A 23,694-nucleotide genomic window follows, 5' to 3' on the forward strand; every position below is an offset into this window, starting at 1 on the left:
GAACAATAATGACTCACGCCCCCGTTGCCCTTATCACCGGTGCCAGCTCCGGCATTGGCCTCGCCGCCGCCAAAGCCCTGGCCGCACAAGGCTGGAAGATTATTGCCACCGGTCGCAACCCGGAACGTTGCGCAGCCGCCAGGGAGCAAATTATTGCTGCCTCCAGCAGCGGTGACGTCACCATGATCACAGGCAACCTGGCACTGCTGGCAGAGGCTCGACGCATCGCGACTGAAGTACAACAGCTCACCGATCGCCTCAACCTGCTGGCCAATAACGCCGGCGGCATGGCAAAAGAGAAGGTCATCACCAGTGAAGGCCTGGAAGAGAATTTTGCGGCGAACCACCTCGGCCACTTTGTGTTGACCCGTGAGCTTCTGCCACTGCTGCAAAAGACTGCCGCGGCGTCAGGGCCCGGTTCTGTGCGCGTTATCAACACCGCATCGGATGCGGGTGAAATGATCCCGGGCTTTAACCTGGAAGATATGCAAAACCTGCAAAACTGGAACTACGGTATGGCGTACTGCACCGGCAAGCTGGCCAATGTGCTGTTTACCAAAGCGCTGGGCAAGCGGGTCAAAAAGGATGGCATCGTCGTACACGCTTTCCACCCCGGCATTGTGGACTCGCACTTTTTTGACTGCTTTGATGCCGATGCCAAGGCCCAGGTGGCTGCCAAGGGGATGCAGTCGACGGAGGAAGGGGCCAGTACCCTGATATGGCTGGCCACCAGCGCGGAGGCACAGGAAAATGGCGGCTACTTTGCGAACTCCGCACCACGCGAACCGCACCCGTGGGCCAGTGATGAAACCATTGTGGAGCGTTTCTGGCTGGAGAGCGAAAAACTGGTGGCGAGTGCGGAAAACTGAGACCGATTCGCGCACTCCACCAGGATGGGGTAAAAGTCTATTTTGCCCCGTCTTCACCAAAAATGGCTTTAGTGACCTGATCAATGGCGAGAATACGCCCGCGACGGGCCGCCGCTGACATCGGCAGGTAGCCCGCCTCATCATCCGCCAGACCCCAGTTGTGCACCGGACCGTGTGGCAGACGCTCCAATCCAACCCTCGCCACATCCTCCGGTCGTGCCAGGTTCGGCGGCACTGGCTGGCCGGTTTTGGCCAGGGTTTCCCGGAACGCCGGCGTATCGGTCTGGCCGAGGATAAGATTCAACACATCCACACCGTGAGGTTGCAGCTCCGCCCACAGCCCTTCACCAAAGTTGAGGTCAAACGCCTTGGTGGCGGAATAAACTGCCATAAAGCTGGAGCCACCGTAGCAGGCACCGGATCCCACCAGAATGATGCCGCCGCGCTTGCGTTCGCGCATCTGGCTGCCGAAGTGGTGACAGCAACGCACCACGTTCATCACGTTGCGATTCACCTGCCCCACCCAGGCATCCAGTGACGAGTCGAGGAAACGGGTATTGGTGCTGTCGGCGCCGGCATTGCTGATAAACAGCCCCAACTCGCGCTCGCCCACCACTGCCTGGATCTGCTCCAGTGCATCGGTGGCCGAGAGATCCACACTGGCGGCGACGGTTTCGATACCAAATTCGCGGCCCAGCTCCTGTGCCAGTGCCTGCAGCGGCGCGTCACGACGGGCGAGCAGTATGCAGTTGATACCTGCCGCTGCGACCTGCCTTGCAAAGGCGCTGCCGGTGCCTTCCGACGCACCGGCGATCAGGGCCCAGGGGCCATAGCGTTCATTCAGGTTCATGCTTGTTCCTCAATTATTGTGTAGGCAGGTGGCCGATCATAATCTCATACTCACATAACAACAGAACAGCAAGCACAGCGGAGACCACCCATGACCGACACCACCGTCCTGGCCGACAAGCAGGCCATTACCGAACTCATGTATCGCTACTGCCGTGCGGTTGACCGGCTTGATACCGAACTTGGCCACAGCATCTGGCATCCGGGCAGCGTTGCTGACTACGACGATTTTTACCAGGGCGACGGGCCTGGCGTTATCGACCTGATCTGCGCCCAGCACGGACACCTGCTATGCCATACCCACCAGATGTCCAACATTCTCATTGAGGTGGATGGTGACAGCGCCGCCAGCGAAGCCTACATCACCGCCACCCTGCGCCTGCAGCGCGGCGAGCAGCTGCAGCAGATGACCGTCTGGAGCCGCTATGTGGATCGCTGGTCAAAGCGCAATGGCCAGTGGGGGCTGGATAAACGCATCGCCATTCGCGATTTCGATGAGATCCGCAACGTCACCGCCATGACTCAACCGACAGTCAGCCGCCGCGACCGCCGGGATCCCTCCTACGGCGCACTAACCACAGGTCGGGCTTAGAGATCGGACCATGGCGATTTACAATGGCCGCCATTTTTCAGCCGGGGGAACCGCAAACGTGAGCACATTGCATTACTGGGACGATCTGATCCCGGGGAGTCGCGTCAAGCTGGGCGACTATTTTCTCAGCCGCGACGAGATCATTGATTTCGCAGGCAAGTACGACCCACTGCCCTTCCACCTTGACGAGGAGGCCGCCCGCCAGTCCCCCATCGGCGTGCTCTGCGCCAGTGGCATCCACACCATGGCCATACTGCAACGGCTGACGGTGGAGTCCTGGTTTTCCCGCATGCACATCGTGGTGGGGATGGGAGTGGACAAACTGAAGTTCATACTGCCTGTATTGCCGGACGAATCCCTCACCGGCCATGTCGAGGTCTTGCGCCAGATGCGGCTGCCCAACCAGAGTGATCGCGGCGCTGTGATTTATCGTGCAGAAGCCTATAATCCCCGGGGTGAAATGGTGGCCTCCATGCAGGGCACCATACTGGTGTTGCGCAACCCCAACTGACGGACCCAACCATGACCTTCTCCCGCATCAGCTGTCAGCAGGCAGCCCAGCTCATTAACGACCAGGAGTGCCAGCTGCTGGATATCCGCGACAAGATGTCCTATCTCAACGGCCACCCGCAGGGGGCCCGGCACCTGGACAATGACAACTTCAGCCAGTTTCTCGCCGCCGCCGACAAGCAGGCACCGACACTGGTGTTCTGCTATCACGGCAACAGCAGCCAGCAGGTAGCCGCGGTTCTGGCCCAGCAGGGCTTTGGCCAGGTCTACAGTGTGGACGGCGGTGCCGAACTGTGGCGCCAGCAGTTCCCCGACGCCACTGTCAAAGGCAGCTAACCCGCCGGACTCGCTACACCCCATGCAACCATCCATCACTTTCCCCCCGCACTGCGTGGACCAACTGCGCCTGCAATGCGAGCGGGAATCCACCCGTGAATTCAAGGCCCGGGGCTATTTGCTGCAGCGCTGCCCCCAATGCCGGCTCGCGGCGCGCACCTGTGTCTGCCAATGGCGTTCACCAGCGCAATGCAATACCGAGTTTGTGTTGCTGATGCACCGCGATGAAGTGTTCAAACCCACCAATACCGGCCGCCTGATCGCCGATCTCTTCCCCGGGCAGTGCCACGCTTTTGCCTGGAGCCGGCTGGAGCCACCGGCGGAGTTGCTGGCGCTGCTGGCGGACCCGGGACGCCATTGCCAGATCCTGTTTCCCGCTGCAGAAGGCGAGACCCGGCCCGTGGAAAGTCAGCCCACCACGCAGCCCGGCAAGATCCCCACTGTCGTCGTACTCGACGGCACCTGGAAACAGGCCCGCAAAATGGCCAAACACAGTAAGTGGCTGGCCGGATTGCCCCTGCTGAATCCCTCCAGCAGCGTGGACAATAAGATCCGTAAGCTGGGCAATTACCGCATACGGCAGGCCTGCGACAACAGTCGGCTGGCCACAGCAGAAGCCGCTGCCCTGGTGCTCGCCGCCGCTGACGAGGTCTCTGCTGCTAACCACCTGCTGGATTATTTCGACGTATTCAACGAGCACTACGTCGCCACCCGTATGAATCGTCAGCCACAGACGCTGGCCGCCCACAGCAACCTTCAGGAACACGCACTTTCTCAGGCAGGCTAACTCATAACTGCGAGGTGTCAGGGCATGAAACTGAATTATCAGACCCAATCGCCGGACCTGTTACACATTCCCGCGCTGGTACTCAGAAACCTGCGCGGCTGGCGCATCGAGATGCACCTGCGCCCCAACGACGACCACAGCTACTCTCTGATTGCCCTCTCCGGCATCGACAACTGGCCGGCGGAACTCTGCAAGGCCCAGGGACCCTACGAAACCCGTGACCAGGGCGTGGCAGCGCGCAGCGCCATCGTCAATCAGCTGTTGGCAAAAGGATTCCAGCTACTGGAAAACTCCGGCAGCATCTGGGTGGTACAGGTACAGAGAATGATCCGCAGCCTGCGTGACCAACGTACCGTCAACCGGGGCAACTACCAATTTCACCCGGATGATGTACTCTGAGCAGCCAAGATCAGGCCCCGACTGCTCCGCACTGAACACCTATGACCGCTACCTCCCCACAGAGAGCCCTGATTATCATGGCTCACGGCAGCCGCAGGGCTGCAGCCAACGAAGAGTTTTTCCAACTGGTCGCGCAGGTCGCCGCCAGCGCCACGGGCTACCAGCTGGTACGCCCCGCCCTGCTGGAACAGGCACCGCCAACACTGCTGCAGGCCTGTCACGAGTTACCGGAGAGCGTGACGGAGATCGACGTCTACCCCCTGTTCTTTAACCAGGGTCGACATGTGGAAAAGGACATTCCAGCCCAGGTTGCGGAAGTACTGGATGCGTTTCCCGGCCGCCAGGTGCGGCTGCTTGAATACTTTGGCAGCAGTGCCGGCCTGGCAAACCTCATCGGCGAACACCTCTCCAGCCAGCGCTGACAACATGACGCCAATTACTGCGGCCTTGACTGTCATCAACTCTTCACAAATATACGGATTCCCATATATACGTTTTTTCGTATAATCCTCCCAACCCAAAGCGGGAGTGGAATGATGAACCCGACAGCCTTTTTCAAATCCCTGGCAGACGAGACCCGGCTGCAGAGCCTGTTGCTGATCCTGCATGAGGGAGAACTGTGTGTCTGTGAACTGACTGCGGCCCTGCAGGAACACCAGCCAAAGATTTCCCGCCACCTGGCGCAACTGAAAAAGACCGGCGTACTGAGCGACCGTCGTCAGGGGCAGTGGGTATTTTACCGGCTCGATCCACAGCTGCCCGACTGGGCCGCGCAGGTATTGCACACCACCGCCGCCGACAATGGCGCTGTTATCGAGGATGCCATGAATCGCCTGCGGCACATGGGAGAGCGCCCGGAACGCACCCGCGCCTGCTGCTGACGGCGCGACGACAACGCGACAAGGAAAGACAAGATGGGAATCTTTGAACGTTACCTGAGCCTCTGGGTGGCCCTTTGCATCGGTGCCGGGGTACTGCTGGGCAATCTGGCACCACAGCAGTTCGCGGCCATCGCTACGCTGGAGTGGGCACACGTCAACCTGGTGGTGGCCGTACTCATCTGGGTCATGATCTACCCGATGATGGTGCAGGTAGATTTTTCGGCCATCAAAAATATTGGCCGCCGTCCCAAAGGACTGCTGCTGACACTGGCCATTAACTGGCTGATCAAACCCTTTACCATGGCGGCGCTGGGCTGGCTCTTTTTCCGCGTACTGTTTGCCCCTTGGGTGGATCCACAGACCGCCAGCGAATACATTGCCGGCATGATCCTGCTGGGGGTGGCCCCCTGCACCGCCATGGTGTTTGTCTGGAGCCAGCTCACCAAAGGCGACCCCAACTACACCCTGGTACAGGTTTCGGTTAATGACCTGATTATGATCTTCGCCTTTGCCCCCATTGCCGCATTCCTGCTGGGCGTCAGTGACATTCACGTGCCCTGGGAAACACTGCTTCTGTCAGTTGTCCTCTATGTGGTACTACCCCTGCTGGCAGGCGTTGCCACCCGTGCCCTGTTGCACCGCTACCGCAGCGACGCGGCCATCGCCACCCTGCTGCAAACCCTCAAGCCCTGGTCCATTATCGGCCTGCTGGGCACAGTGGTACTGCTGTTCGGCTTTCAGGCACAGACCATCCTGCAGCAACCGCAGGCCATCGTACTGATTGCCATTCCGTTGCTGCTGCAGACCTACGGCATCTTTGCCATCGCTTACAGCGCTGCCCGCTGGCTGAAATTGCCACACGCCGTGGCCGCGCCCGCCTGCATGATCGGCACCTCCAACTTTTTTGAGCTGGCAGTGGCAGTCGCCATCTCCCTGTTTGGCCTGCACTCCGGTGCGGCGCTGGCCACCGTTGTCGGGGTGCTGGTAGAAGTGCCGGTGATGCTGTCACTGGTGGCCTTCGCCAACCGCACCCGCCACTGGTTTGGTAACTGATATGTTAGGAATATTTACGGATCTTGCCGACTGGGTTGTCTACCAACTGCTGGCGCTGGACGCCGGCAGCAAGCTGGGCAGCGCCCTGCACTTCTTTGTGGAGGATGTGAGCAAGATCTTCGCCCTGCTGCTGGTGATGATCTATGTCATCGCCCTGCTGCGCGCCTCGCTGAATGTGGAAAAAGTGCGTGACTACCTCAGCGGTCGTCACCGTGCCCTCGGCTACCTGATGGGCTCTGTATTTGGTGCGATTACCCCCTTCTGCTCCTGCTCCAGCATTCCGGTATTTCTCGGTTTTACCTCGGCCGGTATTCCGGTGGGTATCACCATGGCGTTTCTGCTCACCTCACCGCTGATAAACGAAGTGGCGGTGCTGTTGCTGCTCAGCCTGCTGGGCTGGAAGTTCACACTGCTCTACATTCTGGTGGGCATGCTGGTAGGTATAGCCGGCGGCCTGCTCCTGGACCTCATAAAGGCGGAACGCTGGCTACAATCATTCGCTGCCGAAGCACTGCAACGTGCTCGCAGTGGCAACGCCGTAACTACTACTATCGACGCAGAAGCGCTCTCCCTGCAACAGCGTCACGAGTTTGCCCGGGATGAAACCCTGGATATTTTCAGTCGCGTCTGGAAGTGGGTCATCATCGGTGTCGGCCTGGGCGCTGCCCTGCACGGCTTTGTACCGGAAGGCTGGATCGAGAACTATCTGGGCCAGGGCCAATGGTGGTCGGTGCCGGCGGCGGTAGTATTGGGGATTCCCCTCTACTCCAACGCCACCGGAGTCATTCCTGTCATGGAAAGCCTGATTCTCAAAGGGCTCCCCATCGGCACCACACTGGCTTTCTGCATGAGTACCGTAGCTGCCAGTTTTCCGGAATTTATCCTGCTCAAGCAAGTGATGCAGTGGCGCCTGCTGGCGATACTGTTTGCACTGCTGTTAACAGCCTTCACCATCGTTGGCTGGATCTTTAACGGACTGACTCCGTTTCTGTAAATGCACACGAGGAACTCACCATGCGAGAGATCAAAGTGTTAGGCAGCGGCTGTACCAAATGCACCAAAACCGCTGAATCCATCAGCAGAATTGCCGCCGAATTGGGCGTAGAGGCAAACATCATCAAGGAGACCAGTCCGCAGGCGATGATGAGCTACGGCGTCATGAGCACACCGGCGGTGGTGGTGGACGAACAACTGGTACACAGCGGCTCCATTCCCCACCGTGAACAGATTGAAGGCTGGCTGCGCCAGCCCTGACTTTTTCCCGGATCACTAACAGGACACATCATGACTATCAAAGTGGGTATCAATGGCTTCGGCCGCATGGGACGGCTGGCTCTGCGCGCGGCCTTCGACTGGGACGACCTGGAGTTTGTACAGATCAATGATCCGGCAGGCGATGCCGCTACCCTCGCTCACCTGCTCACCTTCGATTCGGTGCACGGCCGCTGGCATTACGACGCAGGTCACGACGGCGATGCCATCGTTATCAATGGCCAGCACATTGCCTGCACCCGGAACACGAGTATCGGCGACACGGACTGGTCCGGCTGCGATGTGGTGATTGAAGCCAGCGGCAAGATGAAAACCAAAGCGGTATTGCAGGCCTACCTGGATCAGGGCGTGAAGCGTGTTGTGGTGACCGCCCCGGTAAAAGAAGATGGTGTGCTTAACGTGGTTATGGGTGTGAATCACCAACTCTACGACAAGGCTCAACACCGGATTGTCACCGCGGCATCCTGCACCACCAACTGCCTGGCGCCGGTGGTGAAAGTGATCCATGAGCAACTGGGCATTGTGCACGGTTCCATGACCACCATCCACGACCTCACCAACACCCAGACCATTCTCGATGCGCCGCACAAGGACCTGCGCCGGGCCCGCGCCTGCGGCATGAGCCTGATCCCCACCACTACCGGGTCGGCTACTGCGATCACCCATATTTTTCCGGAACTGAAAGGCAAGCTGAATGGTCACGCCGTGCGTGTCCCCCTGGCCAATGCCTCCCTCACCGACTGTGTGTTTGAGGTGAGTCGCACCACCACCGCTGAAGAGGTAAACCAACTGCTGCAGGGCGCCGCCAACGGCGAACTCAAAGGCGTTCTCGGATTTGAAGAACGACCGCTGGTCTCCATCGATTACAAGACCGATCCCCGCTCCAGCATTGTCGATGCCCTCTCCACCATGGTGGTCAATGGTACCCAGGTGAAACTCTACGCCTGGTACGACAACGAATGGGGTTACGTCAATCGCACCATGGAACTGGCGCACATGGTAGGACGTGCCGACCAGATATGAGCAAGCTCGCCAATCTCGCCCCGGAGATCCGTCAGTACCTGATTGTCACTGGCAACTACTGGGCCTTTACCCTCACCGATGGCGCCTTGCGCATGTTGGTGGTGCTGCACTTTCACGGGCTGGGTTACAGCCCGTTGCAGATCGCGCTGCTGTTCCTGTTTTATGAGATTTTCGGCGTAATTACCAATCTTGTCGGTGGCTGGCTGGGCGCACGACTTGGCCTCAACCGCACCATGAATGTCGGCCTGCTGCTGCAGGTGATCGCACTGGGTATGCTGCTGGTTCCGGCAGCCCTGTTGACCGTACCCTGGGTCATGGCGGCGCAGGCACTCTCGGGCATTGCCAAAGACCTCAACAAGATGAGCGCCAAAAGCTCTATCAAGCTGCTGGTACCTGCCGATGCCCGGGGGCAGCTGTACAAGTGGGTAGCACTGCTGACAGGATCCAAAAATGCGCTGAAAGGTGCCGGTTTTTTCCTTGGCGGTGCACTGCTGTCACTGCTGGGTTTTCAGGCGGCGGTACTGGCGATGGCAATTGCCCTGTTGCTGGTCTGGCTGTACAGCATAGTCAGCCTGAAAAAAGATCTGGGCAAAGCGAAAAACAAACCGAAGTTCAATGAACTCTTTTCCAAAAGTACAGCAGTGAACTACCTTTCCGCCGCGCGCCTGTTTCTGTTTGCCGCGCGGGATGTCTGGTTTGTGGTGGCGCTGCCCGTTTACCTGGCCACGGTCTTTGGCTGGGATCACTGGAGTGTGGGCGGTTTCCTGGCAGTGTGGATTATCGGCTACGGTATTGTGCAGGGCTTTGCGCCCCGCCTCACCGGTAAAACCGGTGATCATGGGCCGGATGGGCGTCATGCCCTGCTGTGGGCAGCGACCCTTGCCGTAATACCCGCCGGCATCGCCCTGCTCTTGCCACTGCAGCCGGAGACAGTATTAATCACCGGGCTGTTGCTGTTCGGAGCTGTCTTTGCGGTGAACTCGTCACTGCACAGCTACCTGATTGTCAGCTACGCCAGCCACGACGGAGTATCTCTGGATGTGGGGTTCTACTATATGGCCAATGCCATGGGGCGACTGCTGGGAACCCTGTTATCGGGCTGGTTGTTTCAGACTCAGGGACTGGCGGCCTGCCTGTGGGTCTCAGCCGCCATGATTGCGGTCACTGCACTGGTCTCGCTGGGGTTGCCCCGGCATGACAACAGCCTGCCACCGGCAGGCCCGGGTCACACTACGGAATAAGATTCCCGGCCGGGTTTATTTGGAAGTGGAGTCCTCAATGGAAGCTGCGGTCTCGTTCACTACCCGCTTGGTACCGTGACCGATAGAGGTCATGGCGTCCCGGGTACCGTGGCCAATAGAGCGTCCTGCATCCTTGAATTCTGCACACCCGCAAGCCATCAAGGTTGCAACAACAAGCAAAGCTACTTTTTTCATCGTCTTATATTTCACTCCATGGTTCTGACAAAAGCGCCCAACAACCCCGCACGGCTGCCAAGCCAATTTCTGCCGGCAGTGTAGCGTAAAAACAGTCTGGTGTTAGTGATCTGATTCAATCAATTACCGCCCCCACCAACCCCGCCCCGGACTATGCCGCGAGGCAGGTGCCGGGCCGTACTTACCCACTGCAGCTGTAGCGCGGGCATTGCCAAAATCTGTGTGCACGCTGCATTGGCCACAGTCACGAGTAGTAAGGGTATATCCCCCACAGCACTCCGATGCACCAAAATGCGGCTGACAAGGCGATCCGGGTTGCGCTAAGCTGCTCCCCTGCGTTCGCGATTAAAAGGAGTTTAATAATGACAAAGCGCTCTCTCGTCCCGCTTTTGGCTGCATTCGCCCTTACCCTGGCGGGTTGTGGCGGCTCCCCCACCATCGAGAGTGATCTCGGTATCAAGGGGGCTCCCGACTGGGTCAACGAAGGCACCCAGGCGGTGGAAAACCCCGATGGTCGCTATCTCTACGGCGTTGGCTTTGCTGCGCCCATGAACGATCAATCACTGCAACGCTCGGCGGCCGATGGCCGTGCCCGCGCAGAGCTCGCCCGTATTGTCTCCACCTATGTGGACAGTGCCCTGCATGACTATGCCAGTGCCAGTGGCGACACAACCGTCAACAGCATCGAGCAGTCGGTGAAAAGCACGACCCAGACCGCCCTGAGCGGCGCCAAAATCAAGGGCCGCTGGCTGGATCCCCGTACCGGCAATATCTACTCCTTCGCCGAGATGGATATGAGTGCGCTGGACGGTGCCATCAGCAGTGCTGCCAAACTCTCCGAAAACTTCAAACAGTATTACCAGAATAACGCCACAGCCAATTTCCACCGTTTTGTGGAAGCGGAACAGCAATAAGGAGTCATACCCATGCGATTGTGGATAGTTGCAGCATTCAGCCTGCTGTTAAGTGCCTGCGGAACCTCCGTGCAGCGGGTTGCTCCCGACGAGAGCATTGATCTCAGCGGAGCCTGGAACGACACCGATTCACGACTGGTGGCCGAAGAGATGATCAGCGACGCCCTGGCGCGGCCATGGCTCGGAGACTACACCTCCCGCAACGGCACCCGCCCGGCGGTGATCGTCGGCAGCGTACGCAACCTCAGCCATGAGCACATTAACGTCAAAACCTTTGTCGCCGACATGGAGCGATCACTGATCAACTCCGGCCGTGTGGACTTTGTCGCCTCCCGCGATGAGCGTGGTGAGATCCGCGACGAGCGTATTGACCAGGACCTCAATGCCCGCGAGGGCACCCGCAATGCCGCCGGTCAGGAACTGGGGGCGGATTTCATGCTGCAGGGCCAGATCAACACCATCATCGACGCCGAGGGCAAGCAACAGGTGCGTTACTACCAGGTGGATCTGACCCTCATCAGCATGGCGGACAACCGTAAAGTGTGGGTCGGCCAGAAGAAGATCAAGAAACTGGTAAAAAATCCCAAGATCCGCTTCTAAAGCCAGAGCTCAGGGATGACTATGCTGCTTGGCTGCAAAGCCGTTGTTGGCTGCCTCTGCCTGCTGTTACTGAACGGCTGTGCCGCCTGGAAACTGAAGGACCTGGCGGCACAAATGCCCGCCAGCGGTCCGATCACCACGCTGGAGCGGCTGCAGCAGATCGAGCCGCCCCAGCGTGATCGCGCCCAGTACCTGTTGAACACCGGCCTGCTGAAGCTCTATACCGGAGACTTCAGCGGTAGCCAGCAGGATCTGCAGCAAGCCAAGCAGATCATGGAGGCTCTCGCCGCCACCAGTGTCAGCGAAAATCTGGCCGCCTTCACTACCAATGAGACCCTGCGCAGTTACAGCGGCAGCCCCACCGACCGCGTGCTGGTGCACGTTACCCTGGCGCTGGCCTACCTGCTGGGCGGAGACCTGCAAGCCGCCCGGGTGGAAGCCCTGCAACTGGATGTCACCATGCGCCAGTTCCCCGCCGACAAAACCATTGGCCATCTGGCCTCGGCACGTTTTGTGGCCGGTCTGATCTATGAGCTGGCCGGTGAACGTGATGACGCCCTCATCAGTTACCGTCTCGCCTACAATATCCTCAAGGAGCGTCAGGAACCGGTACCGGAGGCTCTTCAGTCCGCTCTCCTGAACCTGACGCACTCCCAGCGCGGTTTTGAGAGGGAGTACAACGGCTATCGCAGCGAATTCAATCGCGACGCGACAGTGCCCGGTCGCACAGAGGCCGAATGGTTACTGATCTATTTTGACGGTGTGGTCAGCCAGCGCACGGAAACGCGGCTGACAATATTTGCCGGTGAAGCCAACACGGTGGTGACAGTAGTTATTCCCGGCTACCACGACTCGGGCCGGACACCACACCCGCTGCAGTGGCAAGCGCCCGGCAGCAGTGGCACTACCGCCATCATCGAGAATATTGAGCGGCGGGTGCGGCAGGACCTGGATGCCGAATCCGGCGCACTGGTGGCGACGGCTACGGCACGGGCAGTGGCCAAATACCACATGGTCAGAAACGCACGCGAGCAGAGCGAACTGGCCGGCGCCTTCGCCAATATTTTCAGTGTCCTCAGCGAACAGGCGGACCTGCGCAGCTGGAACCTGCTGCCGGCCTACATCCAGGTTGCGAGACTGCAGGCACCTGCGGAGAGCCCCCTCACCCTGCCACTCAAGTCCTTCACTGATGACGCGGGGAAATTCCAGCGCCCCGCCAATATGCGGGTACTGTTCACCAGCAGTTACACACCGGCGGTGTTCGGTTACCCTCAAACACTCGACACCAATGCCACAGATGAGATAACAGAGAGGCCATGACTGCCTGCCAGTCATATCAAGGAGAGCGACATGTCACACATCGGTAAACTTTGCCTGGTCGGGCTGCTGATCACCCTGGCCGCCTGTTCCGGACAGCCCGAACGCCCGCAGTGGATAGATACGCCACAAGCCGCCTACCCGGCCGCCACTCACCTCAGTGCCGTCGGCAGTGGCGAAGACCTGCAGACCGCCAGTGACCGGGCCCTGGCCAACCTGGCCCGCATCTTTGAAGCAGCGGTCTCGGACACCAGCCAGGATTTCAGCAGTGCACAGAGCGTCGGCAGCGGCGAGCTGCAGCAGACCACTAACGAACAGCGGGTGAGCCGGGAAATCAGCATTGAGACCCGCAAGGTGGTGGAAGGCGCGACCATCGCCGAACAGTGGCAAGCCACCGATGGCCGCAACTACGCGCTGGCCATCCTGGACAAAAACGCCGCTGCCGCCCGCTTCCGCGCCGCCATCCAGCCGCTGGACACCAAAGTGGAAGAGCTGGTTACCTACGGCACCAAAACGGCAGCCACGCCTGTAGCCGCAATGAGGGCTCTGGCCCTTGCACGCCAGACCCAACTGCAAAGGGATGAACTCAACCGCAGCCTGATGATCGTGGCCAATGGCCAGGGCATCCGCAGTCGCTACAGCTTGCCGGATATCGAAAACCTGCTGCGTAACGGTCTGGCGGAGCTGACCATCCAGGTCCGTGCCGACGACGCATCGGTGGCAGCAGAACTGCAGCGAGCCCTGACGCAAATGGGTGTACGGGTGGTGACCAAGGATTCCTACCTGAGCCTGGCAGGCAGCCTCGACCTGGCACCGGTTGAGCAACGCCAGGGCTGGTACTGGCAGCGGGGATCCTACGAACTGATCTTCCGGCAAGGCGAGAAAGTAATGGCCAAGCAGCGCTGGCCGTTAAAGGCCTCCTCCACTGAGGAAGGTCTGCTGGAAGGCAGGGTAAGGGATGAAATTAACCGGCAGTTACCAGCACGGGTGTTTGAGCTGTTGTCCACCGAGCCCTGACCCCCAACGCCTGACAAGCCATGAAAATCCTCACAGCGCCGGCCAACTCAACCACTACCGCTGCTTCCCGCAGCGGTAGTCTGGCCGGTGCTGGTGACAGACCTAGGGCTGCACCTGCCCCAGGCGTTTTTTCTCCCGCTTGAAGGCCGCAATCACCGCAACCGCCTCCAGCATGACCAGCACACTCACGATCAGCACCACCGCATCGAGGAACACCAGCAGATAGTTGCCTGCCAGGTAGTACTCCTTCAACTTGATCAGCCCCGCCAGGAATGCCATCACCAGCACAAAGGTCATAGGGATCAGTGTGAAGTAAGCCGGACGGTTGAGTTTGATCAGCATCACCGACAGCACCAGCAGGGTCAGGCTGGCGAGGATCTGGTTGGTGGAACCGAACAGTGGCCAGATAATCATGCCACCGCTGCCGGAGGCACCACCGGCGCCGAAGGCCAGGATCAGGCAGGCACCCACCGCTACCAAGGTAGCTGCGGTGCCATTTTTCAGCCATTCGATGTTATAGATCGAACCCCACTCCTGAATAATGTAACGCTGCAGCCGCACGCCGGAATCCATGGTGGTACCGGCAAACAGCACCACCATCACCGCCAGAATGGTTGAGGCAAACTCCTGCGGCAATCCCCAGCCCTGCTGGATCAGGTTGGCGCCACCGGAGATAAATGCGGACACACTGCCATCGCCAAGGTGGGCATAGACCTCGTGCCACTCCTCCGGCGAGGCCGCGAAGGCCGCGCCACTGACCGCCACGATAGTAATCAACGCCAGGGAACCTTCCCCGACTGCTCCGAGATAACCCACAAAACGGGCATCAGGCTCCTTATCCAGCTGCTTGGAACTGGTACCGGAAGAGACAATACCGTGAAAACCGGACACCGCGCCGCAGGCAATGGTGACAAACAACAGCGGGATAATGGAGGGTGTATCCACCGCTTTCTGGGTGTTGAACGCCGGTGCTGTGATATCCGGCAGCGACAGAAACACAGCGCCATAGAGCAGGAACAGTCCCACCAGCAATTGCATACCGTTAATAAAGTCCCGCGGCTGCAGCAGCATCCACACCGGCAACAGCGAGGCAATGGCAGCATAGATAAACAGGATAATGATCCAGTTGGCGTTGGGAGAGAGCCCGAACATGGCATCCGGCAGGCTGATGGGGATATAACTGCCGGCAAACACGGACATATACAGTATCACCACACCCACCAGACAGAGCGGTATCAGGCTGAACTTGCGCCGTAGCAGCTGGCCGATGACCAGGGCCACCACAATGGCCATCCAGGCCGGAAACACGGCGTTGGGCTGGCTGACGAAAGATTTGGCAATTACCACCCCGAACACGGCGTTAACCATCAGCAGCACGAGGAAAATCACCACCATAAACAGGCTGCGGGTGGGCGTACCGATCACCGATTCCGACAGCGCACCGATGGATTTCCCCTTGTGCCTGACACTGGCCCACAGTGCCCCCATGTCGTGGACCCCGGCAAAGAAGATAGTACCGAATACCACCCACAACACCGCTGGCACCCAGCCCCAGTAGACGGCAATGGCCGGCCCCACAATGGGCGCGGCACCCGCTACCGAGGTAAAGTGGTGCCCCCACAGAACCACCTTGTTGGTGGGCACAAAGTCAGTGCCGTCGTTAAATTCATGAGCGGGAGTACGGAACTCATCACTCAGCTGAAATATTTTCTCGGCGATGAACCTTGAATAGAACCACCATCCCAGGAACATGCCGATGATACCAAGCACAACTATTGTTATTGATTGCATAGATAGCTCCTACTCCGGTTGCAGACCAGGCAGATTGGGACTCCCCTCTGGCTTGGGTGAGGGATGGGCCATCCGTGCAGGCGCTCTCTGACAGTGCCACGGGATTATTGGCCCTTACTAGCTATAGTTGGGATGAGAGTGATTCGCAAGCAAAGCGGCCATCACCGCGCTCCCGATACGGCCGCCGCGCCGCCCCGGTAAGCCCCTCCCCTCCCCGGCGAGCAGCACGGCAGACGCCGGGGATGCAGCAACTGGTATACTGCCGCCACTCTTTAACCAGGAAATCAGCCATGCTCTATCAGCTCGACGACAAACAACCTCAGGTGGGACGCGATGTCTTTGTGGCCGATTGCGCCCGTGTGATCGGCGATGCACGCCTTGAAGACCAGGCCAGCGTCTGGTTCGGTGCCATCATCCGGGCCGATAACGACACCATCACTGTAGGCCCGCAAACAAATATCCAGGATGGTGCGGTACTGCACACAGACCCGGGTATCAAACTGACCCTGGGCCGGGGTGTGACGGTGGGACACCAGGCCATGCTGCACGGCTGCCAGGTGGGTGACTTTTCATTGATTGGCATTCAGGCGGTGGTGCTGAACGGCGCCAGGATAGGCAAACACTGCATCATCGGCGCCAACGCGCTGGTACCCGAGGGTATGGAAATTCCCGATGGCAGCCTGGTGGTGGGCAGTCCCGCCAAAATCAAGCGCTCGCTGAGCGACGAACAGAGAAAAATGCTGGAGGTCAGTGCCGAACACTATGCCGCCAATGGCAAACGCTATCTGCAAACGCTGAAGCCACTGCAGGACTGACCTTCGCCAGCCAGCTTCACCGGCCCGCTGTTCGCGGGCCTGTGCAGGTTACTCCTCCCGGGCTGCGGCTGAACCTGTGGCTGCAGAGCCACCATCCAGCTGGATACGCAGCGGAGCGCTGGTATCCAGGTGCACATCCCGCTGCGGGAACGGAATCTCGATACCCTGCGCATCGAAGCGTTTTTTCACTTCACGGGTGGTGTGCCAATAGACCTCCCAGTAATCGTCCGGCTTGACCCATGGCCGCACCACAAAATTGACCGACGAATCGCCCAGCTCGTGCAGGCGCACCAGCGGCTCCGGATGATCGAGAATGCGCTCGTCCTCTTCGAGAATTTTCTCCAGGATGGCAGTGGCCAAATCGATATCCGCCCCGTAGCCGATACCAAATGTCATATCCACCCGACGCTGCTTCTGGTTAGTGAGGTTCTTGATCACTTCGCCCCAGATCTTGTTATTGGGCACTACCACCGTCTGGTTGTCGAAGGTGAGTATGGTGGTATTGACCAGGCTCATATGGTTGACCTTGCCAAACACCCCGCCGGTTTCAATAACATCATCAACATCAAACGGGCTGTAGACCAGGATCATAACGCCGGAGGCAAAATTGGAGAGCGTATCCTGCAGGGCAAAACCGATGACAAAGCCCACCACACCCACACCTGCCAGCAGCGGCCCCAGGGAGATCCCTACCTGCGACAGGGCAATCAATATCCCCACCACAAACACCGCGTTACCCACCAGGTTGACTACCATTTTGTGCAACAGCTGTGAACCCCGCTTGCGGGAGCGATTCAGCGCCTGGAACACCACCTTTTCGGCAATCCTGCCCAGGCGCCAGAACACCACCAGAATCACCAGCACCACCAGCAGGTTAAGAATCAGCCCCGGCCCTTCGTCGACAACCATGTCAGACACCTTGCTGCCCCAACTGCTGAACAATTCGGCCACCAGTCCGGTGGAGAGCGTGGTGGCGGACAGCTGGCCGGTGGCCTTCACCACCAGCTGATCGTAGTCGGCGGTATCCACATCCAGCTGTTTCAACAGTTTGCTCTGCCGCTCCAGTGCCTGCCCCAGGCGCCGGGCCAAACCCTCATTGGCCGTGAGGCGCGCCTTCAGGTCGGCGTCGCCGGACAACAGGTTGGATGCCTCTTTCAGCGCCCGCACATTGTGGAGGGTCTGGCTGAGCACAATGGTGGTATTGATAGCCCGCGTCTGCAGGTGGCTGCTGAGCTGATCCCGCAGGGGCTGGCTGTCAGCACCCAACTGTTGGGTGAGCTGCAGGGCTCGCAGGAACAGGTCGTCCTGCGCATCACGCACTTCCAGTACGTCAAAAATCCGGGCGTAGGCCACGACCCGTTCGGCGATCGACAAATCCGCCGCTGGCAGCTGTACCTTCTTTTCCCCGTAGGTCTGACCGACGGCCGCCGGATAGCCGGCCACCAGCGCTTGTGATTGCGCGAAACAGCTGTGCTCAGGAGGAGCCTTTTCGATACAGTGCTGGATAAAATCGAGTTCGCTGGTGAGCAGCCCCACACGCTGGTCGATCACAAAATCCGCCACCATGTCGCGATCCATATTGAGTTTCTCACCGGGATTCCCGAAGGTATCGAGGCGATGTCTGGTGGCGACGATATGCTGATATTCGACTTCCAGCCCGGCCAGCTGGTCAGCATCGGCAGTCTCGGCTTCCTGCGCCGTAACAGCGACAGTGGTGCCGATACCCAGCAAGACCAGCAGGGTTATACAAAGACGATGGATTGATGAGACTCTGGACTGCAGCATTACTCTCGCTTCCCTCTGCGCTATGGGTAACATCCTGGCTGTTTGCCTGTGAGCAACAACTATAGCAGTCACACCCTGTCGTGACAGCCTTCGGGTGGCCACCAGACAATCTGCCCGCTGCCGGCAATTCACCGGTACATCTCTTGACCGGTATACCCCTTGCCAAATTCGCCCCGCCACGTTGTCATTGGCAGACGATAATAATAACCGGACAGTGCCATGACCGCCCCTCACCTGCTCAGCCCGTGCCCGGCCCACGTGCCGGCAGACGCCGTTTTCGAATTCGATATTTTTGATCAACGTCTGTTGCAAGATCCCCATAACACCGCCCTGCAACTCCTGGCGGAAGCCCCACCACTCTTCTGGACGCCCTGCAACGGCGGCCACTGGGTCACCACCTGCTACCAACAGGCCTTTACCGTGCTGCGCACCCCGGAGCAGTTCTCCAGCGGCATGCTATCGCCACAGGAGATGAGCAAGCTGGAGGCCATGATCCCTGCGGACGGGCCCCGTATTCCCCACCCGGTGCCGGTAATGCTGGATCCGCCGGAGCACACCCGCTATCGCCAGCCACTGCAGAAGGTGTTTGCACCGAAAACCATTAACGCCCTCAAAGGGGATATTGAGCAGCTGGCACACCAGTTGATCGACACCATCATAGACGACGGCCAATGCGATTTTATTACTGCCGTCGGCGAGCAATTGCCGGTACAGGTGTTCCTGAAGATGATGGGACTGCCGCTGGATCGACTGCCGGAGTTCCGCGAGCTGGTGAGGGAGGTATTCGCCCCCGCCGGTGCCAACCCCCATGACCAGCTGTTGCGTTTACGCAATATTGCCGATGTGATGACCGATATCATTCTGGAGCGTCGCGACCATCCCCGTGATGACCTGATCAGCCGGTTGTGGGAGCTGCAACTGGACGGTGAGCCCATGACCTTCGAGTTGATGGAAGACTACTGTGTGCTGCTGTTCCTGGCGGGTCTCGATACCGTGGTTAACGCCATCGGCTTTGGTGTGCGTCATATGGCCCTGTACCCGGATTTCCAGCAGCAGCTGCGCGCCGATCCGCAGTTGATTCCCGAGGCCACGGAAGAACTGCTGCGTCGCTACACCATGACCATTCCTATCCGCCGCGTGCTCACTCCCGTGCAACTGGGTGAGCGGCAGCTGGCGGAGAACGACAAAATCATGACCTACCTGCCGCTGGCGGACCTGGATCCGGCCGAATTCCCGGAGCCACAACAGTTTGACCTGCTGCGGGAAAACAAACGCCATATGGCCTTCGGTATGGGACCACACCGCTGCCTGGGATCGCACCTGGCGCGACTGGAGCTGCAAACCCTCTATCACGTGGTGCTGCAACGCCTACCGGAATTTCGCCTGGACACAGCCAAGCCGGCACAGTTCCATGCAGGCCAGATGCTGGCAGTGGCCTCCCTGCCGCTGCGCTGGGATTAAGCCGTCGGCAATGTCCGCAGGCGCCATCAGGCAATCCATACCTGCTGGGTATTCACAAACTCACGGATCCCTTGCGGCCCCAGCTCCCGCCCATAGCCGGATTTACCGATGCCGCCGGAAGGCAGTCGCGGGTCGGTTTTGACGATGCCGTTAACGGCGATCTGCCCGGACTCGATGGTGGCAATGGCCTTGTCCATGGCCGCCTGGCTGCGGGTCCAGATGCTGGCCCCAAGGCCGTAATCCGTGGCATTGGCCAACGCCAGCGCCTCATCCAGATTCGCCACCGGCGTCACACTGAGCACCGGGCCAAAGGTCTCCTCCTCAAAGGCGGCCATGCCTGGCTGTACATCCAACAGCAGGGTTGGTGGATAGAAGTAGCCGGCCCCTGACGGCAGATCCCCACCGATAACACAGCGCGCGCCGGCAGCGATGGTCTCACTCACCTGCCGGTGCAGCTGCAGGCGCAGGTCTTCCCGCGCCAGAGGGCCGAGATTGTTGGCCGGATCACGGGGATCACCCACCTTGAGCGACGCAAACCGCTGGTAGAGAGACTCGGTGAAGCTCTCGTAGATGGACGCTTCCACAAACAGTCGCTTGGCGGCAATACAGGATTGGCCGGCATTGATCATACGCGACAGGGTCACCACCTCCGCCGCCTTGTCCAGGTCGGCATCGGCCAGCACGATACAGGGATCGGAGCCCCCCAGCTCCAGTACCGCCGGCTTGAGCCCTGCCGCCGCACGGGCGGCCACCTTCTGTCCCGCCACACTGGAGCCGGTAAACGACACCGCTTTTACCCGCGGATGATCAATCACCTCCCCCACCAGATCGGTGGTCACCGGTAAATTGGCCATAACGTTTTCCGGCAGGCCGGCACTGTAAAACACCTTGGTCAGGCAGGCCGCCGTGGCGGGCACATTGGGATCGGCTTTCATCACGCAGGTATTGCCGGCCATCAAGGCTGGCGCCAGGAAACGCAGGGCCAGCCACACAGGTGCATTCCAGGGCAGGATGCCCAGCACGGTACCCAGCGGCGGAAACTGCACATAGCTGCGGCTGGCATCGGACTCCAGCGGCTCGGGCGCCAGGAATTCCGCGCCCTTTTCGGCGTAGTACTCGGCACAACCCGCACTCTTCTCCACTTCTGCCAGACCTTCCGCCACCGGTTTGCCCATCTCCAGCGCCATCAGGTCTGCCAACTCCACTTTTGCCTCGCGCATGGCGGCGGCCATGCTGCGCAGGATCTGCGCCCGTTCTGTGTAACCGGTGTTGCGCCACTGGGTGAAACCGTCAGCAATACGCTCAATCACGGCATTGGCCTCGTCCCCTGTCAGGGCGGGTGCCGATGCCAGTTTTTCTCCCGTGGCGGGATTGATGGTTTGCAGCATCTCTCCTCCTCAGGCGTTAGCCGATTGCTTCTCGTTTTTTTTGCCGGAATGCTTACTTGTCTCCTTGTCTCTCGCGCTGGCCGCTTCGGTGGTATCCGGCTTGCGGGCGCTGGAGATATTGATGAACTCACCACTGCCGGATTTTGCGGGCTTGACCGTAAAGTCCCGATCCATGGTGAAGAAAGAGCGGCAACCGGTATCGGTGATCACAATCGTGTCCGAGATACCGCAGGTTTTGTTGCCTTCCACACCCCACATCCAGGGGATCATGTGAAAGGTCATGCCCGGTTTGAGAATGGCGGAGTTACCCTGCTTGAGGCTGAGGATATAACCCTCGTCCCAACTGGGGGGAAAGGCAATGCCGATGGAGTAGCCGGATCGGGTAATCAGGCGCGCGCCGACGGTGTTGTCTTCAATAATATTGCGCACCATGTTGTCCACGTCTGACACCGTCATGCCCGGCTGCACTTCGGAGTGAATGGTATCCAGCGCCTTTTTCATCACCTCCTGGGCCTGATACATGGCATCGCTCATCTCACCCAGCAGTACCGTGCGCATCATGGCAGTGTGGTAGCGGCGGTAGCAGCCCCCGACTTCGAGGAAGACGTGCTCACCCGGTTGCACCACGCGCCCTTCGAAGGTGGCGTGACCGATCATGGTTCGCGGACCGGAGGTAACGTAGGGCATCACCGCCGGCGTCTCGCCACCGGCGCTGAACATGGCGGCACTGATGGCTCCGCCAATCTCGTTCTCGGTGACCCCTGCTTCACACGCCTCAATACCGGCTTTCATGCCTGCCTCTGTGGCCAGAGCCGCTTTCTGCATCACCTCCAGCTCCACCGCCGATTTGCAGACACGCCCCTCCTCCACAATGCCGAAGCAATCCATCAGCTTTGCCTCCTTGAGGCTGGTGTGGATGGTGTCCTGCTGATAGGCGGGAAAGAAGTAGCTGTTGCGCTCGTAACCAATGCGTTTGTCGCCCAGACCGAACTCCCTTAACGCATCCACCAGCATCTGGATGGCATCACCGGTATCGGGATAGGGTCGCGTCAGCTCCACCCAGGTGCGGGCAAAGACATTGGACTCCTCCAGCGCCCTTGTGATCATAAACGGCTCTTTCTCCAGCGGGACTACCAGGGCCTGCAGAAAGGAGTAACCCGTAGTCTGGTAGTCCGTCAGGTAGGTAATGTTTTCCGGATCCGTAATCACCACCGCATCCAGGCAGCGCTCGGCAATACGCTGACGCAGTTCGCTCAGGCGGCGCTGGTATTCAGCGAAGGGAAAGGTCATGTCATCGCGTTCAATCATGCGGCTTGCTCCATTACGTCACGGATGGATTGAGTGAGGATCTCCAGGCCCGCAACCAGGTCTGCCTCGGGAATGGTGAGCGGGGGAATCAGCTTCAGCACCTTGCCGCCGCTGCCACAGGCGGAGATGATCAGCCCCTTGCTGAAGCAGCGTTGCACGATGGCCGCTGCGCGTTCGCCGTCGCCCACATCCAGTCCCAGGATCAGGCCTTTGCCACGCAGTTGCAGAGAATTGTCGCTGCTTAACAGCGGTTGCAGCTGCTTGCGCGTCAGCAGCTCTTTGGCCTTCACCTCTACCATCAGGTCGGGAGTATCGAAGTAGGCCAACGCTTCAGTGCCAGCCACAAACGACAGGTTCTGGCCGCGGAAAGTGCCGGTGTGCTGCCCCGGCGACCAGTTTTCATCCAGCTCCGGGTGCACCAGGTTCATGGCCATGGGGGTACCGATACCACCGATGCCTTTGGCCATGCAGATGATGTCCGGCTCGATACCGATGTCATCAAAACTGAAATAGCTGCCGGTGCGTCCACAGCCCACCTGGATCTCATCCACGATCAACACCGAACCCAGCTCTTTTGCCAGTGTTGCCAGCGATTGCAGCCACTCGCGGCTGGCCACATTGACACCACCTTCGGCCTGAATCACTTCCACCAGAAACGCCGCCGGGGGTGTGATACCGCTGGAGCCGTCGCGGTAGCGCGCGGCCAGGGTATGCAGCGCGTCAACACCGCAGTTGTTTTCACAGCCAAGGCATTTGCTGTCACAGCCAAACGGTTCATGGCTGACGTGCAGTAAAGGGATACCCGCCGCTTCGCGAAAATAGCTGTTGGCCGTGGCCGCCAGCGCACCGAGGGTCATACCGTGAAAGCCGCGACTGAATGCCACGATGTGATGACGACCGGTAGCCCGCCGCGCCAGTTTCATGGCCGCCTCCACCGCATTGGTACCTGTCGGCCCCATAAATTGCATGCGGTGCGGCATATTGCGGGGTTTCAGAATCACATCGGTGAACTTCTGCATGAACGCCGCCTTGGCGGTGGTCTTCATATCGAGACTGTGGAGCACACCACCACCCTGCAGGTAAGCGATCATGGCTTCGGTCATACGCGGATTGTTGTGGCCGAAGTTAAGCACCCCGGCGCCGGCAAAGAAGTCAATGTACTCCTTGCCCTCCTCATCCACCTGACGGGCGTTACTGGCCGTGGCAAACACTGCCGGATAGGTTCGGCTGTAGGCCCGGATACTGGATTCGCGATCTTCGAAAATGCTCATAAAAGCTCCTCGTCGTTGTA

26 protein-coding genes are annotated in these 23,694 nt (G+C 59.4%); 19 read left to right on the forward strand and 7 right to left on the reverse strand.

Translation table 11 applies throughout. The features are described 5' to 3' along the window. Positions 1–8 precede the first annotated feature (8 nt). The gene (locus GSF27_RS04550; RefSeq protein WP_202410263.1) at positions 9–869 is read left to right on the forward strand and encodes an SDR family NAD(P)-dependent oxidoreductase; all 861 of its coding nucleotides are present in this window, start codon (positions 9–11) and stop codon (positions 867–869) included. Positions 870–906: 37 nt separating this feature from the next. Here GSF27_RS04550 and GSF27_RS04555 read toward each other — a convergent pair whose 3' ends face one another. Continuing rightward, positions 907–1,719: an SDR family oxidoreductase gene (locus tag GSF27_RS04555; RefSeq protein ID WP_160966138.1), complete on the reverse strand. Its 813-nt coding sequence runs from the start codon at positions 1,717–1,719 to the stop codon at positions 907–909. A gap of 90 nt (positions 1,720–1,809) precedes the next feature. On the opposite strand from GSF27_RS04555, the gene GSF27_RS04560 reads away from it, so the two are divergent. From GSF27_RS04560 to arsJ, 12 genes are all read left to right on the forward strand, one after another. Beyond that, positions 1,810–2,310, forward strand: coding sequence for a nuclear transport factor 2 family protein (locus GSF27_RS04560; RefSeq protein WP_160966140.1), 501 nt, complete (start codon positions 1,810–1,812; stop codon positions 2,308–2,310). A gap of 58 nt (positions 2,311–2,368) precedes the next feature. Next, the gene (locus tag GSF27_RS04565) at positions 2,369–2,821 is read left to right on the forward strand and encodes a MaoC family dehydratase (RefSeq protein ID WP_160966142.1); all 453 of its coding nucleotides are present in this window, start codon (positions 2,369–2,371) and stop codon (positions 2,819–2,821) included. Between the two features lie 11 nt (positions 2,822–2,832). After that, the gene (gene glpE, locus GSF27_RS04570) at positions 2,833–3,156 is read left to right on the forward strand and encodes a thiosulfate sulfurtransferase GlpE (RefSeq protein WP_160966144.1); all 324 of its coding nucleotides are present in this window, start codon (positions 2,833–2,835) and stop codon (positions 3,154–3,156) included. Positions 3,157–3,178: 22 nt separating this feature from the next. Then, positions 3,179–3,943, forward strand: a complete 765-nt coding sequence (locus GSF27_RS04575; RefSeq protein WP_160966146.1) for a tRNA-uridine aminocarboxypropyltransferase — start codon at positions 3,179–3,181, stop codon at positions 3,941–3,943. A gap of 24 nt (positions 3,944–3,967) precedes the next feature. After that, positions 3,968–4,342, forward strand: coding sequence for a hypothetical protein (locus tag GSF27_RS04580; protein WP_160966148.1), 375 nt, complete (start codon positions 3,968–3,970; stop codon positions 4,340–4,342). A 41-nt stretch (positions 4,343–4,383) separates the two neighbouring features. Continuing rightward, entirely contained in the window at positions 4,384–4,764 is a 381-nt protein-coding gene (locus GSF27_RS04585; protein WP_160966150.1) for a sirohydrochlorin chelatase, read from the forward strand. Positions 4,765–4,878: 114 nt separating this feature from the next. Next, on the forward strand, positions 4,879–5,223 hold the full coding sequence (locus GSF27_RS04590) for a metalloregulator ArsR/SmtB family transcription factor (RefSeq protein ID WP_160967502.1): 345 nt from the start codon (positions 4,879–4,881) through the stop codon (positions 5,221–5,223). A gap of 33 nt (positions 5,224–5,256) precedes the next feature. Continuing rightward, positions 5,257–6,276 (forward strand): ACR3 family arsenite efflux transporter, encoded by a 1,020-nt coding sequence (gene arsB, locus GSF27_RS04595; RefSeq protein WP_160966152.1) that lies wholly within the window; start codon positions 5,257–5,259, stop codon positions 6,274–6,276. Position 6,277: 1 nt separating this feature from the next. Then, positions 6,278–7,270 carry a permease gene (locus GSF27_RS04600; RefSeq protein ID WP_160966154.1) on the forward strand — a complete coding sequence of 331 codons (993 nt, stop codon included), beginning with the start codon at positions 6,278–6,280 and terminating at the stop codon, positions 7,268–7,270. A 20-nt stretch (positions 7,271–7,290) separates the two neighbouring features. Further along, positions 7,291–7,530 carry a thioredoxin family protein gene (locus GSF27_RS04605; RefSeq protein WP_160966156.1) on the forward strand — a complete coding sequence of 80 codons (240 nt, stop codon included), beginning with the start codon at positions 7,291–7,293 and terminating at the stop codon, positions 7,528–7,530. 30 nt (positions 7,531–7,560) lie between these two features. After that, entirely contained in the window at positions 7,561–8,571 is a 1,011-nt protein-coding gene (locus GSF27_RS04610; protein ID WP_160966158.1) for an ArsJ-associated glyceraldehyde-3-phosphate dehydrogenase, read from the forward strand. Then, the gene (gene arsJ, locus GSF27_RS04615; protein ID WP_160966160.1) at positions 8,568–9,812 is read left to right on the forward strand and encodes an organoarsenical effux MFS transporter ArsJ; all 1,245 of its coding nucleotides are present in this window, start codon (positions 8,568–8,570) and stop codon (positions 9,810–9,812) included. Before GSF27_RS04610 ends, arsJ begins: the two co-directional genes overlap by 4 nt. A 15-nt stretch (positions 9,813–9,827) precedes the next feature. Here arsJ and GSF27_RS04620 read toward each other — a convergent pair whose 3' ends face one another. Next, the gene (locus GSF27_RS04620; protein WP_160966162.1) at positions 9,828–10,007 is read right to left on the reverse strand and encodes a hypothetical protein; all 180 of its coding nucleotides are present in this window, start codon (positions 10,005–10,007) and stop codon (positions 9,828–9,830) included. A gap of 362 nt (positions 10,008–10,369) precedes the next feature. Here GSF27_RS04620 and GSF27_RS04625 point away from each other — a divergent pair, with 362 nt between their 5' ends. The 4 genes from GSF27_RS04625 to GSF27_RS04640 are packed head-to-tail and all read left to right on the forward strand — an operon-like array spanning position 10,370 to position 13,855. Then, on the forward strand, positions 10,370–10,921 hold the full coding sequence (locus tag GSF27_RS04625) for an LPP20 family lipoprotein (RefSeq protein ID WP_160966164.1): 552 nt from the start codon (positions 10,370–10,372) through the stop codon (positions 10,919–10,921). A 12-nt stretch (positions 10,922–10,933) separates the two neighbouring features. Then, the gene (locus tag GSF27_RS04630; RefSeq protein ID WP_160966166.1) at positions 10,934–11,521 is read left to right on the forward strand and encodes a penicillin-binding protein activator LpoB; all 588 of its coding nucleotides are present in this window, start codon (positions 10,934–10,936) and stop codon (positions 11,519–11,521) included. Between the two features lie 15 nt (positions 11,522–11,536). Further along, positions 11,537–12,841 carry a hypothetical protein gene (locus GSF27_RS04635; RefSeq protein ID WP_160966168.1) on the forward strand — a complete coding sequence of 435 codons (1,305 nt, stop codon included), beginning with the start codon at positions 11,537–11,539 and terminating at the stop codon, positions 12,839–12,841. A gap of 30 nt (positions 12,842–12,871) precedes the next feature. Next, complete coding sequence (locus GSF27_RS04640; RefSeq protein ID WP_160966170.1) at positions 12,872–13,855, forward strand: LPP20 family lipoprotein; 984 nt, start codon at positions 12,872–12,874, stop codon at positions 13,853–13,855. 102 nt (positions 13,856–13,957) lie between these two features. On the opposite strand, the gene GSF27_RS04645 is transcribed toward GSF27_RS04640, so the two are convergent. Next, positions 13,958–15,646, reverse strand: coding sequence for a carbon starvation protein A (locus GSF27_RS04645; RefSeq protein WP_160966172.1), 1,689 nt, complete (start codon positions 15,644–15,646; stop codon positions 13,958–13,960). Positions 15,647–15,936: 290 nt separating this feature from the next. Between GSF27_RS04645 and GSF27_RS04650 the strand changes: the two genes are divergently transcribed. Next, a complete protein-coding gene (locus GSF27_RS04650; RefSeq protein WP_160966174.1) occupies positions 15,937–16,461 on the forward strand; it encodes a gamma carbonic anhydrase family protein in 525 nt (174 codons plus the stop codon). A gap of 48 nt (positions 16,462–16,509) precedes the next feature. On the opposite strand, the gene GSF27_RS04655 is transcribed toward GSF27_RS04650, so the two are convergent. Next, on the reverse strand, positions 16,510–18,246 hold the full coding sequence (locus GSF27_RS04655) for a mechanosensitive ion channel family protein (protein ID WP_160966176.1): 1,737 nt from the start codon (positions 18,244–18,246) through the stop codon (positions 16,510–16,512). 219 nt (positions 18,247–18,465) lie between these two features. Between GSF27_RS04655 and GSF27_RS04660 the strand changes: the two genes are divergently transcribed. Continuing rightward, positions 18,466–19,707, forward strand: coding sequence for a cytochrome P450 (locus GSF27_RS04660; RefSeq protein WP_160966178.1), 1,242 nt, complete (start codon positions 18,466–18,468; stop codon positions 19,705–19,707). A 26-nt stretch (positions 19,708–19,733) separates the two neighbouring features. Here the strand turns inward: GSF27_RS04660 and GSF27_RS04665 are convergent, their stop codons facing one another. From GSF27_RS04665 to GSF27_RS04675, 3 genes are read right to left on the reverse strand one after another with little or no spacing between them, the layout of a single operon-like run. After that, positions 19,734–21,095, reverse strand: coding sequence for an NAD-dependent succinate-semialdehyde dehydrogenase (locus tag GSF27_RS04665; RefSeq protein ID WP_160966180.1), 1,362 nt, complete (start codon positions 21,093–21,095; stop codon positions 19,734–19,736). A 9-nt stretch (positions 21,096–21,104) separates the two neighbouring features. Continuing rightward, positions 21,105–22,403, reverse strand: coding sequence for an ectoine hydrolase (doeA, locus tag GSF27_RS04670; RefSeq protein WP_160966182.1), 1,299 nt, complete (start codon positions 22,401–22,403; stop codon positions 21,105–21,107). Next, on the reverse strand, positions 22,400–23,674 hold the full coding sequence (locus GSF27_RS04675) for an aspartate aminotransferase family protein (protein WP_160966184.1): 1,275 nt from the start codon (positions 23,672–23,674) through the stop codon (positions 22,400–22,402). Before GSF27_RS04675 ends, doeA begins: the two co-directional genes overlap by 4 nt. Positions 23,675–23,694: the final 20 nt, after the last annotated feature.

The organism is Pseudomaricurvus sp. HS19, from assembly GCF_009857815.1.
Classification (GTDB): domain Bacteria; phylum Pseudomonadota; class Gammaproteobacteria; order Pseudomonadales; family Cellvibrionaceae; genus Pseudomaricurvus.